At 66.0% G+C, this 14,244-nt stretch carries 16 protein-coding genes; 12 read left to right on the forward strand and 4 right to left on the reverse strand.

All coding sequences use genetic code 11. From position 1 onward, the window contains the following. Positions 1 to 1,633, reverse strand: a 1,633-nt coding sequence (locus tag FL344_RS19875; RefSeq protein WP_141619634.1) for a CpaF family protein, incomplete at its 3' end; no start/stop codon positions are given. A 178-nt stretch (positions 1,634 to 1,811) separates the two neighbouring features. Between FL344_RS19875 and ung the strand changes: the two genes are divergently transcribed. Both ung and FL344_RS19885 read left to right on the forward strand, forming a co-directional pair. Next, the gene (gene ung, locus FL344_RS19880; protein WP_141619635.1) at positions 1,812 to 2,489 is read left to right on the forward strand and encodes a uracil-DNA glycosylase; all 678 of its coding nucleotides are present in this window, start codon (positions 1,812 to 1,814) and stop codon (positions 2,487 to 2,489) included. Positions 2,490 to 2,557: 68 nt separating this feature from the next. Next, complete coding sequence (locus FL344_RS19885) at positions 2,558 to 3,370, forward strand: acyl-CoA thioesterase II (RefSeq protein WP_141619636.1); 813 nt, start codon at positions 2,558 to 2,560, stop codon at positions 3,368 to 3,370. Between the two features lie 88 nt (positions 3,371 to 3,458). Here the strand turns inward: FL344_RS19885 and FL344_RS19890 are convergent, their stop codons facing one another. After that, positions 3,459 to 4,049 (reverse strand): DUF1629 domain-containing protein, encoded by a 591-nt coding sequence (locus tag FL344_RS19890; RefSeq protein WP_141619637.1) that lies wholly within the window; start codon positions 4,047 to 4,049, stop codon positions 3,459 to 3,461. Between the two features lie 348 nt (positions 4,050 to 4,397). On the opposite strand from FL344_RS19890, the gene FL344_RS19895 reads away from it, so the two are divergent. The 10 genes from FL344_RS19895 (at position 4,398) to FL344_RS19940 (ending at position 12,282) form a co-directional block, all read left to right on the forward strand. Then, positions 4,398 to 4,967 (forward strand): DUF6484 domain-containing protein, encoded by a 570-nt coding sequence (locus FL344_RS19895; protein WP_228565201.1) that lies wholly within the window; start codon positions 4,398 to 4,400, stop codon positions 4,965 to 4,967. A gap of 10 nt (positions 4,968 to 4,977) precedes the next feature. Continuing rightward, positions 4,978 to 6,270: a TIGR02270 family protein gene (locus FL344_RS19900; RefSeq protein ID WP_141619638.1), complete on the forward strand. Its 1,293-nt coding sequence runs from the start codon at positions 4,978 to 4,980 to the stop codon at positions 6,268 to 6,270. Positions 6,271 to 6,279: 9 nt separating this feature from the next. Next, positions 6,280 to 7,305, forward strand: coding sequence for a DUF2169 domain-containing protein (locus tag FL344_RS19905; protein ID WP_141619639.1), 1,026 nt, complete (start codon positions 6,280 to 6,282; stop codon positions 7,303 to 7,305). Between the two features lies 1 nt (position 7,306). Continuing rightward, positions 7,307 to 8,371, forward strand: coding sequence for a beta-ketoacyl synthase N-terminal-like domain-containing protein (locus FL344_RS19910; RefSeq protein ID WP_228565202.1), 1,065 nt, complete (start codon positions 7,307 to 7,309; stop codon positions 8,369 to 8,371). Between the two features lie 3 nt (positions 8,372 to 8,374). Continuing rightward, a complete protein-coding gene (locus tag FL344_RS19915) occupies positions 8,375 to 9,388 on the forward strand; it encodes an AHH domain-containing protein (protein ID WP_141619640.1) in 1,014 nt (337 codons plus the stop codon). A 36-nt stretch (positions 9,389 to 9,424) separates the two neighbouring features. Beyond that, positions 9,425 to 9,973 (forward strand): DUF1629 domain-containing protein, encoded by a 549-nt coding sequence (locus FL344_RS19920; RefSeq protein WP_228565203.1) that lies wholly within the window; start codon positions 9,425 to 9,427, stop codon positions 9,971 to 9,973. A gap of 9 nt (positions 9,974 to 9,982) precedes the next feature. Further along, complete coding sequence (locus tag FL344_RS19925) at positions 9,983 to 10,366, forward strand: DUF4150 domain-containing protein (RefSeq protein WP_141619642.1); 384 nt, start codon at positions 9,983 to 9,985, stop codon at positions 10,364 to 10,366. Continuing rightward, complete coding sequence (locus FL344_RS19930; RefSeq protein WP_153881178.1) at positions 10,363 to 10,503, forward strand: hypothetical protein; 141 nt, start codon at positions 10,363 to 10,365, stop codon at positions 10,501 to 10,503. Before FL344_RS19925 ends, FL344_RS19930 begins: the two co-directional genes overlap by 4 nt. Positions 10,504 to 10,804: 301 nt before the next feature. Continuing rightward, positions 10,805 to 12,079: a TIGR02996 domain-containing protein gene (locus tag FL344_RS19935; RefSeq protein WP_141619643.1), complete on the forward strand. Its 1,275-nt coding sequence runs from the start codon at positions 10,805 to 10,807 to the stop codon at positions 12,077 to 12,079. Further along, entirely contained in the window at positions 12,079 to 12,282 is a 204-nt protein-coding gene (locus tag FL344_RS19940; RefSeq protein WP_141619644.1) for a hypothetical protein, read from the forward strand. The genes FL344_RS19935 and FL344_RS19940 overlap by 1 nt, the downstream gene beginning before the upstream one ends. A gap of 25 nt (positions 12,283 to 12,307) precedes the next feature. Here FL344_RS19940 and FL344_RS19945 read toward each other — a convergent pair whose 3' ends face one another. Together FL344_RS19945 and FL344_RS19950 are read right to left on the reverse strand one after the other, a co-directional pair. After that, on the reverse strand, positions 12,308 to 12,673 hold the full coding sequence (locus tag FL344_RS19945) for a response regulator (protein ID WP_141619645.1): 366 nt from the start codon (positions 12,671 to 12,673) through the stop codon (positions 12,308 to 12,310). Positions 12,674 to 12,746: 73 nt separating this feature from the next. Beyond that, a complete protein-coding gene (locus FL344_RS19950) occupies positions 12,747 to 14,087 on the reverse strand; it encodes a Xaa-Pro peptidase family protein (protein ID WP_194863171.1) in 1,341 nt (446 codons plus the stop codon). Positions 14,088 to 14,244: the final 157 nt, after the last annotated feature.

Consider the following 14,244-nt stretch of genomic DNA (forward strand, 5'->3'; position numbering starts at 1 on the left):
GGTTGGGTGAGGGTGCCCGCGAAGGCGGGGTGAAGGGCGGCGGCCGGCGCGGGGGCACCGTGCTGGGGCCGTCATCCTCCGCGAGCAGGTCCTCGGAGACCTCGACCTTGGCCTCGGTGGGGATGGCGGTGCGCGTTTCCTCGGGGGCCTCCGCGAAGGGGTTGCGCGTGGGCGGCGGCGTCGCATCGTCGTCCATGGCGGGCGGCGGGCGCGGCGGCGCCGCGGGCCGGGCCACGGGCGTTGCGGGCTTCACGGCCGGCGGAGGCTCCGGCGGCCGGGCGCGCGCCGAGGGCGGCGGGGTGGGGTGACTCGCGGGCACCTGCACCTGAACGGCTGGCGCGGGAGGCGGAGGCGGCGCGGCGGCGGCCTTGCCGGCCTTCGCGTCGCGGGCGTCCTGCTTGAGGCGCTGCTCGAAGGCGGCCCATTCCTGCTTGAAGTGGTCCGGGTCTGGCCTTCCCTGCTCGCGGTGCTTCAGGGACGGGGCCCAGCGCACCGAGTACGACTCGCCCGCGTGGAAGGTGGGCGGCGGCGGCAGGCCGTAGGTGGCCGGGTCGAAGAAGGACTCGTCCAGGTCGTGGAAGCCGTACGCGCGAGCCTTGCTGACGAAGTTGGGGATGATGCCGGTGGGCGCGTGGTAGCCCAGGATGTGGTCGTCCTCGTCCTTGGTGACGGGCGTGAAGACGAAGATGTCCTGGGTGCGGTAGTCGCCCTTCTCGTTGAGGGGCAGCACCTCCGACAGGGCAATCGTCTTGCGGCTGCCGTCGTGGAGGCGCTCGCAGCAGATGATGAAGTTGATGGCGCTGGCCACCTGGGCGCGCACGGCCACCATGGGCAGGTCCACGCCGGACATGAGGCACAGCGACTCGATGCGGCGCAGCGTGTCCGTGGGCGTGTTGGCGTGCGTGGTGGCCAGCGAGCCGCCGTGGCCGGTGTTCATGGCCTGCATGAGGTGGAAGGCCTCGCCGCCGCGCACCTCACCGACGACGATGCGGTCGGGGCGCAGACGCAGCGCGGAGTGGAGCAAATCACCCATGTCCACCGCGCCCTTGCCGAACTTGTCCGGCGGCCGGCTCTCGAAGGGCACGACGTGGGACTGGTTGAGCTGGAGCTCGGCCGAGTCCTCGATGGTGAGGATGCGCTCCTCATCCGGGATGAGCGACGACACGATGTTGAGCAGCGTCGTCTTGCCGGAGCCCGTGCCGCCGGCCACCAGCATGTTGAGCTTGGTGGCGATGCCGGCCTCGATGAGGCGCGCCATCTGCGGCGTGAGCGACCCGAACTTCATCAAGGATTGGACCGTCAGCTTCTCCTTGAAGAACTTGCGGATGGAGATGGTGGTGCCCTTGCGCGCGATGGGCGGAATCACCACGTGGATGCGGCTGCCATCCGGAAGGCGCGCGTCCAGGCGGGGGCGCTCCTCGTTGAGCATGCGGCCGACGAACTGGGCCATGTTGCGCGCAGCGCCGAGCAGGCCTTCGTCGGTGAACGATGCATCCACTTTCGTGAGCCGGCCCTTGCGCTCAATCCAGATGTCGGTCGGGCCGTTGATCATGATTTCCGACACGGCCTCGTCATCCATGTAGGGCAGGACGGGCTTGAGGAACGCGCGGAGTGACTCGGTGTACATCGTCATGGCGCCACCCAGGCTAGCGCGCTCTGGCCCCAGGGCCCAAGAACCCGTCCCGCCTGTTCGGCTGCTTTCTGGGGCAGGGGCCGCCCACCGCCGGTTTCCCGCGCGGGTGGGCGGAAAGCAGTGGGCGCTCCCGGGACCCGGTGTTTCAATGCCGCCGCCGCTGGAATGGGAGGCGTGAGTGCTCGCGGAAGGGTTGCCGGAAGACTGGAAGCAGGAGCTGAGCGCGGCGCTGGCGTCGCCGTCGTTCCAGGAACTGGAGCGCTTCGTCGAAGCGGAGCGGCGGGAGGCCACCGTCTTTCCGTCGGAGGAGGACCTCTTCTCCGCCTTCCGGCTCACGCCCTATGAAGACGTGCGGGTGTTGCTGCTGGGGCAGGACCCCTACCACGGGCCGGGACAGGCGCATGGGCTGGCCTTCTCGGTGCAGCCCGGGGTGCCGCCGCCGCCCTCGCTGGTGAACATGTTCAAGGAGCTGGAGAGCGACGTGGGCGTGCCCCGCCCGAAGGACGGCTCTCTGATTCCCTGGGCCCGGCAGGGTGTGCTGCTGCTCAACGCGGTGCTGACGGTGCGGCAGGCGAAGCCCAACAGCCACGCGGGGCACGGCTGGGAGGACTTCACGGACGCCGTCATCCGCGCGGTGAGCGCCAAGAGCGACCCGGTGGTGTTCCTGCTGTGGGGCCGCTACGCGCAGAAGAAGAAGAAGCTCATCGATTCGAAGCGGCACGTCGTCATCGAGGGCACACACCCCTCGCCGCTGTCGGCCAGCAATGGCTTCTTCGGCAGCCGCCCCTTCAGCGCCGTGAATGCGGCGCTCGAGTCCCACGGCCGTCCGCCCATCGACTGGCGCCTGTCCGCCTGAAGGGGCGGCGAGCCGCGTGAGACTCGGGCCGGACACACCGGGTCCGCGTTGATACGCTGCGGCGCGACATGACCGCTGCCTTCCTCGCCGCCACCACCCCCGAGCCGCTCTCTCCCAACCGCTACGGCATCCGCTTCACCGCGCCCTGGTACCAGGGCAAGGGCGCCTATGGCGGCATCGTCGCGGGGGCGACGCTGCGCGCGTTGGAGCACACCCTGGCGCAGGCCAACCAGCCGGGCCGTCCCGTGCGCACGCTCACCGTGCACTTCTGCGCGCCCGCGGTGGAGGGGGAGGCGGAAATCCAGACGCGCATCGAACGGACGGGGCGGCTCGTCACGCACGCGACGGCGCGCATCGAGAGCGCCGCGGGTGTGCTGTGTGTGGCCACCGCCACGTTCGGCACCTCGCGCGGCGGCGCGACGGAGTACTTCGACGTGAAGCGCCCGGTGGTGCCGCCGCCGGAAGACGTCCCCGTGGTGCCGGACGACGTGCCCATGCCCACCTTCTGCAGCTTCTTCGAGTACCGCTTCTGCGTGGGCTCGGCGCCGTACTCCGGCGCGGACGTGGCGGAGACGGGCGGTTGGCTTCGCCCGCGTGAGCCCATGGTGCTGGACGCGCCGCTGTGCGTGGGGTTGATGGACGCCTATCCGCCGTCGGTGCTCTCGCGCGTGGATGGTTTCCACGCGGCGGCCAGCGTGGACTTCACCGTGCACTTCTTCCACGACCTGCCGCGCCCGGGCCTGCGCGAGGACGCCCACTTCCTGCGCACGGGGCGCTCACGGCAGGCGGCGGAGGGGTACTCGGAGGACTTCCAGCAGCTGTGGACCCAGGAGGGCGAGCTGCTGGCTCAGTGCCGCCAGTTGGTGGCGGTGCTGGGCTGAGCGCGGGCGCGTTCTAGGCGCCCGCTACGTCTGCCCGCCGCTGTCCTCGGCGGACTTCCGGCCATTGGCATAGACCTTGGTTCCCACCTCAATCCCCCTCGGTGCTGACAGCGCCGCCCAAGGACAGGAGTCGTACCCCTCGGAGCCTTGCCGTCTCCACCGCCTGTTTCACCTTCTCCGAGACGAGGATCCACATCGTTGACTCCGCCAGCCGGAACATGGGCACGCCCATCGTCTTCGTCTCGTCGAGTACGAGCTTGTCGAACTTCATCAGCGGAGGCTCGTGGCCTGGCAGGTATTGGGACTGCGTCAGGTCCGCGCAGGCAAGCCGGCCGATGATGTTGACGGCCCGGTAGTCGGTGTACGTTTTGCCCAGCCCCGGGTGCTTCAACGCCACTTGGTACAGGTCCATGTTCTTCACTCCCACGCTCTTGAGTACCTCGATGAGGCGGGTGGAGAAGGTGGGGAGGGTGAGGATGAGGTCCGGCGGCGGGTCTGCGCTCTCTGGATGCAGTTCGCACTGAATCGGCTCCTCCACGTGTGCCTTGCTGCGCACCCCCATGGTCCAAGGCACCCCCGTCGTCGGCGTCGACGAAAGGCCGGCGAAGTTCGAGGAGTACAGGTCAATGGTCAGCCGGTAATACACGTCGGGCTCCTCCGTGAGCACTTCATGCGCCATGGGTGCTTTCGAGTGATGCCGCCCTTGCTGGTGGGCACAGATGGCCTTGCATGCTCTGTTATTTTCGATAAGGCGTTGCCGATGGCAGTCTTCGATTTTCTTGGGGCGTTATGGCTCTTGAGGGATGATCGTTTTTTTGGAAAGGAATTGGGGTGACCGACTTGTAGGTGGTTTGCTTGTGCTTGTTCGGGCTTCGGGTGAATTTCTGTTGTTGCTGCCGCCGATGTGTGGATTCGGTTGCCAAACCTGGCGGTGTGTGTGTGGGGGGAGCTTGTCATTGAGCGGTATCTTTGCTCCAATAGGCCACATTCGGGGGATTCCACCGGTTGTCCGTGGCAGGAATCTGCAGTGGGCTTCGTTGAAGTTTGGGACAAGGACGCCGTCATGAGCGTGACGATGGGAAAGCCCCCTGAAGGAGCGTCTGGAGAGGATCCGCGCGAGCGTGTTTGGGGGACCCGATTGGGGTGGCTCACTGGGATGGATGCTGCAGGTCGCTTGCTGGTTGATTTCGACGGCAACACAGAGGGGCCGCTGCCGGCTAAGCGGACGCTCGATCTGACCCCAGAGATGGTGCATGCCGCGGTGGCTGCTCGGCAGTGTGCCGTCCTCCTCTTCGAGGACGGAAATCCCCGCTTCCCATTGGTCGTTGGCTTGGAGCGAGCCCCCAGTTCCACGCCTTTGCTTGACGCCGTGCTGGAGACAACGGGCGCCGAGCGCGAATCGGCTCCGGAATCCACCGAGGCTTTCGTGGACGGACAGCGAGTCTCCATCGAAGGGGAGGACGAGATCATGTTGCGTTGCGGTGAAGCCAGCATCACGCTTCGCCGTAATGGCAAGGTTATCATTCGAGGCGTTTACGTAGAGACGAACTCCTCAGGGGTCAATCGCATCAAGGGTGGATCGGTCCAGGTAAACTGAGATTTCCACGATGATGCTCGACGTGTTGGAGGAACATCTCTCCGAGGCGGCCTTTTTATGGGCCCAGTGGGAGCGTGCGAACGTCGCGGCCAACTATACGCTTGATGAGGCTGCTGAGTTGGAAACGCGACTGCTCGCGCACCTGGATGGGCTCGTGACAGCAGGCACCTCCGCCACCGCGTTTCTAGCGCCCAAAGTGCAAGAGAGCGAAGACCCCGGGGAGGCGTTCTCGGCGGCGTGGGCGCTCCTCGCGTTGGCGCCTTCCCTCGTCCTGGAGGCGATGAAGGCGCGGGCCACCGATGCACCGTTCGCGGTCCAGTTCGCGATGACGCGCGCCCTGGAGTTGGGGGAGGCCGCAGTGGTGGAGCCGGCCCTGGCTCCCTGGCTCAACACGGCCGAGTCGATCCCGCTATCATTGGCTCTGAACGCCCTGGGGTTCCGCGGGCGCATCTCTGTCGATAGGGCATTACAACTCTTGGGGCACCCGGACGGCGTGGTGGTCGCAGCGGCTCTACGCGCGCTCAGGCCCTCTCCGAAGCAGCATGCTCCCAAGGAGTTGGGAAGACTGTTAGTCGACTCGCGTCCAGCGGTCCGGTGGGCTGCCATCATGGCCGGACTGCTTTTCGGTCTACGAGACGCATGGGATGCTTGCGAGCAGGATGCCATCACCGCACAGGGCGCGCTGCGGCGAACCGCGTGGGGCCTCCTCGCCGCTGCGGGCGATGCGCGCTTCCTTGCGCGGCTTCTTGCGTCGGCTGAGTCGGAATCGTCTCGTGAGGATGCACTCTGGGCCTTGGGATTCAGTGGGCGGATTCCAGCCGCGGAGTCGTGCATGCGATGGATGGAGGGAACGCCGCGCGTGGCTCGACTCGCGGGAGAGGCATTCAGTGCCATCACGGGACTCCGATTGGAGGGGGCCTATGCTCTCGCGGAGCCGGAACCCGAGGATGCCCTGCCCCCCCTGGAAGAGGAGTCACTCGACGCGGACCTGGGCCTCCGTGCGGAAGATGGGCTGCCACTCCCTGCTGCAGAGGAGATTGGTCGTTGGTGGGCGACGGGGCAGACGGCCTTCCATGCAGACGCGCGGTACTTGGAAGGGAGGGCGTTCACCGGCTCGGCGCTGTTGGATGCGCTGGAGCACGGGCCCATGCGACGGCGACAAATGCATGCATTGGAGTTGATGCTGCGTACGAGAGGCGCATGCACGGTCCAGGTTCAAGCATTCAGTTGGCGGCAGCGGGAAGAGCTGCTTCTGGCCGCCGCTGTACGAGAGCGCCTGCCTGCGTGGGGCGTCGGCCGCTGAGAGGGAGAAATGCTTCAGCTTCGCAATGAGACGCCGTTCTCACCAGGCATGTTCCTGTTCCCTGATGCACGAGGGGTGGACACGCTCTATGTGGTGGTTAAGGCAACGTTCACCCTTCGGGGGGGACGGCTGTTCATTGCGGAGAGCCAACAGCCTGTGGCTGTCGCGGATACGTATCGGGGCGAGCCTGGACAGTCGAGCCTCCGGACTGCGAGCGAAGCCCACCTGTTGAAGCCAGGTACAGACGTACTGGTAGAAGCGGAGGCGCACGCGCCTGGAGGCAAGCCGGTGGATTCCTGCCCGGTTCTCGTGCGCGTGGGTCCGGTGAAGCGGGTGCTCAAGGTCTTCGGCGACAGAAAGTGGAGGGGCGGGCTGTTGTCTCCAGGCATTTCCTCTCCCGCGCCGTTCATCAAGATGCCGCTGGTTTGGGAGAGGGCCTACGGTGGTGTGCATGAGATGGAAAAGGGACGGGTGGTAGGGTTGGCTACCAACCCGGTGGGGCAGGGCTTCCGGGGCAAGCGCGGAGGGGCCGAGATGGTGGGACGCGCGTTGCCCAATCTGGAAGACCCATGGCATCCCATTGGTTCCATTTCGGACACGCCAGTGCCGGTTGGGGTGGGGCCCGTAGCACCATCTTGGGAGCCTCGGAAATCATATGCTGGCTCCTATGATGACGCGTGGCGGACCCGGCGCGCGCCCTACCTGCCCTACGACTTCCGAGCAGAGTTTTTTCAAGTGGCGCCGCCAGGACTGTGTGCTCCTGAGGGGTTGAAGGGGGGCGAACTGGTGGAACTCATCAACGTGTCGCCGGAGGGCGCGCAGCGCTTTGCGTTGCCCCGCTGTGAGCTGGGCGTGACGGTGAAGATCGCTGGAGTCCCCGAGCGCCCGCAGCTCCGGCTGGAGACAGTTCTCTTGGAGCCGAGCGTCGGACGCGTGTGTATGACGTGGCGCGGCGCGGTGGGGTGCGACAAGCAGACATTGAAGGTAGAGGAAGTGCGCCTGCATCTGGCGTCGCTCGACGGCGTGGAGACGTAAGATGAGCGCGGGAGCGGAGCTTCTTGGGGTGGGAATGATGACGCCCGTGGGGGTGACCGCGCCGTCGACGGCGGCCGCCATCCGGGCTGGCATTATCCGGACACGGGAGACGCCGCTTCTGGACTTGCGTTTCCGCCCCTATATCGGTGCGTTCGTTCCTGAAGAGTACCTCCCGGTGCCGGGACTGCCAGCAGCCCGAGGGTTGGCTGTCCGTGAGCAGCGCATGCTGCGGTTGGCGCTTCCCGCGTTGAAGGAAGCGGCGGAGGGGTTGGATCGTCCCGTGCCTCTCATGCTGGGGTTGCCCGAGGGAGGTACCGCCGGAAAGCACGAACCAGTAGTTCCCTTCCTGAAAGCACTGAGCCACGCCTCCGGTGTTGCCCTGGACATGGAGCGAAGTCGCTGCTTCCCCAAAGGACGTGCCGCTGGACTGCTCGCGCTTGACGCAGCGGTGCGGTTGTTGGACGAGGGACGGGTGCCGGCAGTGCTGGTGGGGGGCGTGGACAGCCTATTAGACCCGATGACGCTGGCGGCTCTGGAAGGGGACGGCAGGATCCGCCAGCACGGTCCTGTGGACGGGCTGATTCCCGGCGAGGGGGGAGTGTTCTTGTGGCTTGGCCGAGCAGGCTCGGGAAAACGGCTCAGTCGACGCCCGTTGGCTCGCATCGTGGCGACTGCAACGGGGATTGAGCCAGGGCATCGGTACAGCAAGGAGCCCTACTTGGGTGAGGGGTTGGCGGAGGCCTGCCGATTGTTACTCGCGTCCGTACCTGCAGGGCTGTCATCTGTGCGGTGTGTGTATGCGGGCTTCAATGGGGAACGTTTCTGGGCGAAGGAATGGGGTGTGGCGTTTCTTCGCTCGCGGGAACGCTTCGTTGAATCCTACGAGATCAAGCATCCGGCGGAGAATGTGGGGGATCCGGGCGCCGCATACGGACCTCTGATGGTGGGCGTGGCTGCGCTGGGGTTGCGAAAGGGGTATTGTCAGGGCCCTGTCCTGGTTTGGTGTTCCTCGGACCATGAGGCTCGTGGCGCAGCGCTTCTTCATCAAGAGGCACCGGAGGGGTGAAGAATGTCTGAGTTGGGTGAGGGCGCGGCAGTTGGGGCCGGGGCGGATGACGGCCACCCGGCGAACTGCACCTTCTGCGAGGAGTCGCCGAGAGAGCTTAAGGGCTACAAGACCAAGCATGGCCTCCTCAAGGACGAAGACGAGCTTGAGAGGAATCTCTGGACCGGCACCGACGTCCTCGTCACCCGCGACAATAAAGTAGGCCCCATTTACCCATTGCCAGGTGGTGGCGACCTCACGATTGGGTGGCTGGCGAATGAAGGCGTGCTGGAGGAGATGGCCGTCAGAATGGGCGCCGCGCCACATCACATCATTCCTGGCAAGGCCTCCATGTCCGAGTCGACCTTGGACCAGTGGACATGTGCCAAGGAGGGGATGATCAAGGAGGACATTGGCTACAGCATCGATTGCGCAAACAATGGCGTCTTCCTGCCACATCTCCCGGAGATTTACTGGACGCGAGAGATCGCCTACGAAGTCGAGAAGGACGGTGTGCGAGAGACGCAGAAGAGGCCTATGGCCCAGTATTATGGGCAGACTTGGGAGGGGCTGAGTCCTACCTCCAAGCAGAGCATCACGTATCTCATCATGGCTGAGACGTGGCTGCAGGTGCACTTCACCGACCACAGCGCAACGTATGGTGGTGGGTCCACTCTGAGCTACGACACGGAGACCAAAGAGGCGTGTGATCAACTCAGCGACCTGATGGCCAACTTCGATATTGTCTGCGAGCGCTCGAAGGATGGTGATGGCAAGCGCTATCCGCCCTATGCGCTCGTGCATCGCATCAATGCTGCCTCCCAACGCTTCCGCCAGCGAATCACTGGACATCCGGAGACGTGGAAGTCATGGGTGTCGCCGTTCGCGAATGCCTACACCCGGGGGATTCAAACTGGACGGGAGCGTTGTGTGAAAAAGATGCTCATTGAACGCCAGTTTAAAGACGGTTATCGGCGCAAGGCTCCCAAGGGTAGCCGAAGTGGCCCTGTGAAAAAAGGACGTTCCGCCAAGAGTTGAACGGTCGTGGAGAGGCGCTTGCATATGTATTACCGCATGGACTGGAAGGTGGATTTTGCCGCGCAAGGATTTGAGATGGTCGCGACTGGTAAGACGCCGGTCACGGGCGTTCCCTGGACAATGGGAGTGCGCTATCCCAAGCCAGTGCCCCAGCCCATCCGCATCCCCTTGGACAAGCGCAGCGGTCCGGTAATGCCGGACCTGCTCGCGGGGCTGCCCATTTTCTCCGCTCGGCTGGTGGAGGTGCTCCAGGCTGCAGGTGTGAGCAATCTGGACCTGTACGAGACCGAGGTGGTCGACGAGGTTCGGAACAAGACGTACACGCACTTCAAGGCAGTCAACATCATCGGCCGAGTGAGTTGCGCGGATCTGACGAAGTCCGTCGCCGTTCCCGGTCACTCTCCGCCGTTGATGGAGTTTGAGAAGTTGGTCATCGACGAGTCAAAGACGATGGGGCTGCCCATGTTCCGCTTGGCGGAAGCGGTGCAGATGATCCTCGTTTCGGAGACCGTGAAGCAGGCCGTTTCCGACGCAAAGGTAGTGGGCGTGAGGGTGGTGTCGCTGGACGACCCGTCAGCATACTGAGGGAAAGCCATGGGAACGAAGGTCTTCGCAAACGGGCGCGGAATCTCCACGGAGGACAGTGGTGGGCAGAGCATCGTCTTCCCCGACGTGTGCAAAACGCCCAGCCCAGGCGGACCGGTGCCTTTACCCTACCCCAACATGGGGAAATCTTCCGACGCGTCAAAGGGGCCGAAGAGTGTCACCGTCAACGGGAAGATGCCCATGGTGAAGGGGGCTCAATACAAAACCAGCACGGGTGACGAAGCTGGCACGGCGGGTGGTGGTGTCATGAGCAGCTCCACAAAGGGCCCGGCGGAGTTCATGATGTATTCCTTCGACGTGAAGTTCGAGGGCAAGAACGTGTGTCGCCTGGGAGACCCGCTCTTCCATAACAAGAAGAACATCATGGGGTGATGCACGTGGACGAAAGGCTTGCTGATGGCGCAAAGGTGCACGCCTCCGCATGGAGCGCGAGCGCCAGCCGCGAGCAGGTGCGCGTCAACCATATTCACGGCAAGCTCTTACTTCGTGTGATTCCCCTCAAGGTGTAGACGGACGCGGTGATCGGCCCTTGGGCGTACACGAGAGTCCTTGGCCGGGGGACGAAGGGCGGCAAGAAATTGCCGTTAGACGGATGCGCAGTTGCCCCTGGGGTGATGTGGGTTTCTGTGCGCGTGTGCTTCGCTTGCCCCATCTTCGTTCGCGCCTGTTGAGGAACTCGGTGCATGGCGTGCTTGCTGCCGCCTGTGCTGAAGGATGGCCCGTGGAGTGGGTCGCCAGTTGTGACGGTGCTGGGTAGGGCGTGCGTTTGGCCGTGACTCTCCACCGTGACGATGTGAAGAGGGACGCAAGATGCCGGAGAGCAGTCTGCACGGTCTGTTGGAGCAGGCGCTCGCGGCGTTCGAGCAGCGCGACGAAGAGGAGGCCCTGCGCAGTCTGCTGGAGGCATGGCGCGAGTCGCGTTCGGAGCTCATCGTCACGCTGGTGAACGCGCTGTCGGACCGGCTCATCGCCGGGATGCCGCCGCTCTCCTGCCGTCCCTTCGCGCCCGAAAAGCAGTCTCACCGGCCCAGCGACCTGCCGAGGATGCTCGCGGGCTTCGAGGAGACCGCTTCCGCGGGGCTCGTGGACCCGCTGTGCCGTCAGATGGAGGCCTTCCTCAACTGGCCGGCGGACCCTCGGCTCACCTTCGCGCTGGAGTCCATGACCCGGATGAACATCTCCGCCAACCGGAAGGTGCTCGACCAGCTTGCCGCGCTCTTCATGTACCTGCGGGACCCTCGCTCCCTCGAGTCCCTCCGCAGGCTGAGCAAACGCCGGGGCATGGCGGACCGCCACGTCCAGCAATTCGCGGGCATCATCGACCGCATCGCGCGGCAGGAAGTGTCTCCGGTGGATGCGGAGGCCCTGGCCTTGTGTGCGGCGCTAGAGGAGGCCCGCATCTCCCGGGTGAAGTCAGAGGCGCGCAGCGCGCCCATTCGCGAGGCCCTGCTGGCGCGTGTCTACTCGCACCCGGATGATGACGACGCACGGCTGGTGCTCGCGGACCATCTGCTGGAGCAGGGCGACGCACGCGGCGAGTTCATCATGCTCCAGTGCGCGTCCCAGCCCGACAAGGCCCGCATCCGCGAACTGCTGGGGAAGTACTCGGAGGCGTGGCAGGTGCCGCTGGGGCCGCTCGTGGCGCCAGAGGACACCCGCTTCGAGCGGGGGTTCCCGGTAGCGGTCCGGATGAACGTCGAGCGCCGGTCCGAGTTGCTCTATCCGTTGTCACCGCCGCCGGGTCCCGCCTGGGGGACGGTGCGGGAGATTGACTGGAAATGGTCGGGGCCTCCCGATGCCGCGGCCTGGCTCGCGCACCCGCATGTGCATGCCCTCCAGCACATGCGCCGGACGCGGGCCGCCATCGCCCGGCGGCTGGGCGCGCATGGACTGGGCGTGCAGAGGCTGGAACTCGAGGGGCGGCTCGCCGTCGAGGCACCGGAGATATTCACCGCGCTGAGTGAACTGCCGCGCTTGACATGGGTGGACATCCCCAACGGGGACCTTCGCGACGTGGCGCTGTGCGCGAACTCGCCCATCGCCTGGAGCGCTTTACCCTGTCCGTGCTCCGCAAATGGACCCTGATGGCAACGCCGTTGGAGCCGGTGACGGTGTCGTTGGCGCTGCTGGAGAGGGAGCACTTCGGCCAACTCGCGGCGGCCATCCGTGCTGCAGTGGGGTTTGGCTCCCGGGGGCTGCGTATCGCGTCCCGGACGGAGCTGGACGCCGGGGAGCGGCAGTTCCTGCAGAACGCGGCCGCCGCCTACGAACGCGTGGAATGGGCGTGAGCCCGTCCCGCTGCTCGCGCTCCGCTCAGGCCGCCGTCGCGAGCTGTTTGACGAGCAGCCGCACCAGCTCCACGGGCTGGATGGGCTTGGGCAGCAGCTCCGCGCCGTAGCGGATGGCCACGGACACGAGGTCATCCAGATCCTCGTGTCCGGTGAGGAAGATGAACGGCACCCGGCAATCCTTCATCTCACGCATCACCGTGAGCACGTCGGAGCCGTTCATGTCCGGCATGTTGTAGTCGCAGAGGATGGCGGAGACGCTGGACAGGTCCAGGTTGAACGCCTCGGCGGGTGACTGCACCGTCACGACCCCGTAGCCCGCGCCCTGGAGGATGTCCCTCACCACCGAGAGCACGAAGGCGTCGTCGTCAATCACCAGCACGTTCTGCATCGGGCCCTCCCCGCGAGCGGTTCAGCGCATCCTACTCAAGCTTCTCCCACGAGATTGTCATGTGAGACATGTCTCACGGCACGGGGCGGGAAGGACCCGGGGAGGGGATGAGCACCAAGTCCTCCTGGGGTGGGATGAGGTATTCCGCACCCGTCTCGGTGACGACGGCCATCTCCTCCACGGCGATGATGCGCTGCTCGCCCTCGCCGCCGTCCGGCCACGCGAAGAACCCGTCGAAGGCGAAGACCTGCCCGGGCCGGACGATGCGCGCCGCCTGTCCCGCCGCGGGCTTGCCCTGCTGCGCGCCGGAGAGCGCCGGGCCCACGTCATGCGCCCAGTAGCCCACCGGGTGCCCAGTTCCCCACATGACGGGCGCGGAGCCGGCTTCCCGCATCCAGTCACGCTGCGCCTTGTCCACGTCCCAGCCGCGCACGCCGGGTTTCAGGGTGGCCAATGCAATCCGGCTGCCTTTCTTGCCCTTCTCCCACTTCTCCAGGGCCTCCTTGGGCGGCTGCGTCTCGCCCGGCGCCAGCACGTAGGCGAAGCGCTGGATGTCCGTTACCCACATGCCGCCCACGCGGATGCCGAAGTCCGTCTGGATGAAGTCACCCGGCTGGATGACGCGCTCGGTGGCGTGGGAGTGCCCGCGCGTGGGGCCGCTCTGGACGTTGGGGTTCTGGTCCGGCGCCCAGGCGTCGCCCACGCCCAGCTCCACCATGCGCTGGCGGAGGAAGCGGGCCACATCGACGTCGCGCGTCTTGCCCGGCACCACCGCGCGGTAGGCCTCTATTTCCATCTGGGACGTCAGCGCGGCGGCCTTGCGGAGGATGTCCACCTCCTCGGGCAGCTTCACGGAGAGCCACTCGGAGACGAGGTCCTCGGAGGACACCAGCTTCTTGCGCAGCGCGGGCGTCAGGGCCTTCTCCAGCGCGGCGCGCTGCGTGGCGGACAGGCCATCCGCCACCGCCACCGACGTAGACGAATTGACGGCGATGCGCTTCGGCTTCGCCGCCGCCAGCCGCGAGGCCACCTGCGCGTAGAGATTCGTTCCGCGCGGCAGCGGCACCACCTCATCGAGCGGCGCTACGTCGCGGAGCGCGGTGGCCTCGCCTTCCGGTGACAGGGCCACGCCGCGCACGGCCGCGCCCTGCTTGAGGAACAGGAAGGCGGCGGTGCCTCCGGCGTTCTCACAGCCGACGTGGATGGCCAGCGGGTCGTTGTCGTTCTCCCGGCAGATGACCACCCACGCATCCACGTTGGCGTGGGCCATGGCCTGGGGCAGCAGCTTCTGGATGCGCTCCTTGCGGATGCGGGGCCAGGCGTCCGGGGACGCGATGGGGTCGGCGGGCGCGGCGCTGGCGATGGGGGCGGCGAGGAGCAGGGCAGAGAGCAGGGCGTGCCGGACGCGAGTCATGCGGAGAGCGGTCCTTTCGGGAAGGAACGCCATCATCCCCGAGCGCCCGGTGGGAAGGGACGCGCGCGGCGTGAAGTCGTGTGGCGTGCGTGCGAAGAACCGTGCGAAGCCCACCATCGGGCGGCACCATGCAAGCGTTGTCGCCGTGGCTCGTTTA

It is taken from the genome of Myxococcus sp. AB036A, from assembly GCF_006547355.1.
Lineage (GTDB): Bacteria > Myxococcota > Myxococcia > Myxococcales > Myxococcaceae > Myxococcus > Myxococcus virescens.

Bases quoted from the DNA above. Each gene is read 5' to 3' on its own strand.
- FL344_RS19935 (WP_141619643.1), top strand. From the start codon at position 10,805: ATGCCGGAGAGCAGTCTGCACGGTCTGTTGGAGCAGGCGCTCGCGGCG.
- FL344_RS19900 (WP_141619638.1), top strand. From the start codon at position 4,978: ATGATGCTCGACGTGTTGGAGGAACATCTCTCCGAGGCGGCCTTTTTA.
- FL344_RS19915 (WP_141619640.1), top strand. From the start codon at position 8,375: ATGTCTGAGTTGGGTGAGGGCGCGGCAGTTGGGGCCGGGGCGGATGAC.
- FL344_RS19950 (WP_194863171.1), bottom strand. From the start codon at position 14,087: ATGACTCGCGTCCGGCACGCCCTGCTCTCTGCCCTGCTCCTCGCCGCC.
- FL344_RS19885 (WP_141619636.1), top strand. From the start codon at position 2,558: ATGACCGCTGCCTTCCTCGCCGCCACCACCCCCGAGCCGCTCTCTCCC.
- FL344_RS19920 (WP_228565203.1), top strand. From the start codon at position 9,425: ATGGACTGGAAGGTGGATTTTGCCGCGCAAGGATTTGAGATGGTCGCG.
- FL344_RS19940 (WP_141619644.1), top strand. From the start codon at position 12,079: ATGGCAACGCCGTTGGAGCCGGTGACGGTGTCGTTGGCGCTGCTGGAG.
- FL344_RS19910 (WP_228565202.1), top strand. From the start codon at position 7,307: ATGAGCGCGGGAGCGGAGCTTCTTGGGGTGGGAATGATGACGCCCGTG.
- FL344_RS19905 (WP_141619639.1), top strand. From the start codon at position 6,280: ATGCTTCAGCTTCGCAATGAGACGCCGTTCTCACCAGGCATGTTCCTG.
- FL344_RS19945 (WP_141619645.1), bottom strand. From the start codon at position 12,673: ATGCAGAACGTGCTGGTGATTGACGACGACGCCTTCGTGCTCTCGGTG.
- FL344_RS19890 (WP_141619637.1), bottom strand. From the start codon at position 4,049: ATGGCGCATGAAGTGCTCACGGAGGAGCCCGACGTGTATTACCGGCTG.
- FL344_RS19925 (WP_141619642.1), top strand. From the start codon at position 9,983: ATGGGAACGAAGGTCTTCGCAAACGGGCGCGGAATCTCCACGGAGGAC.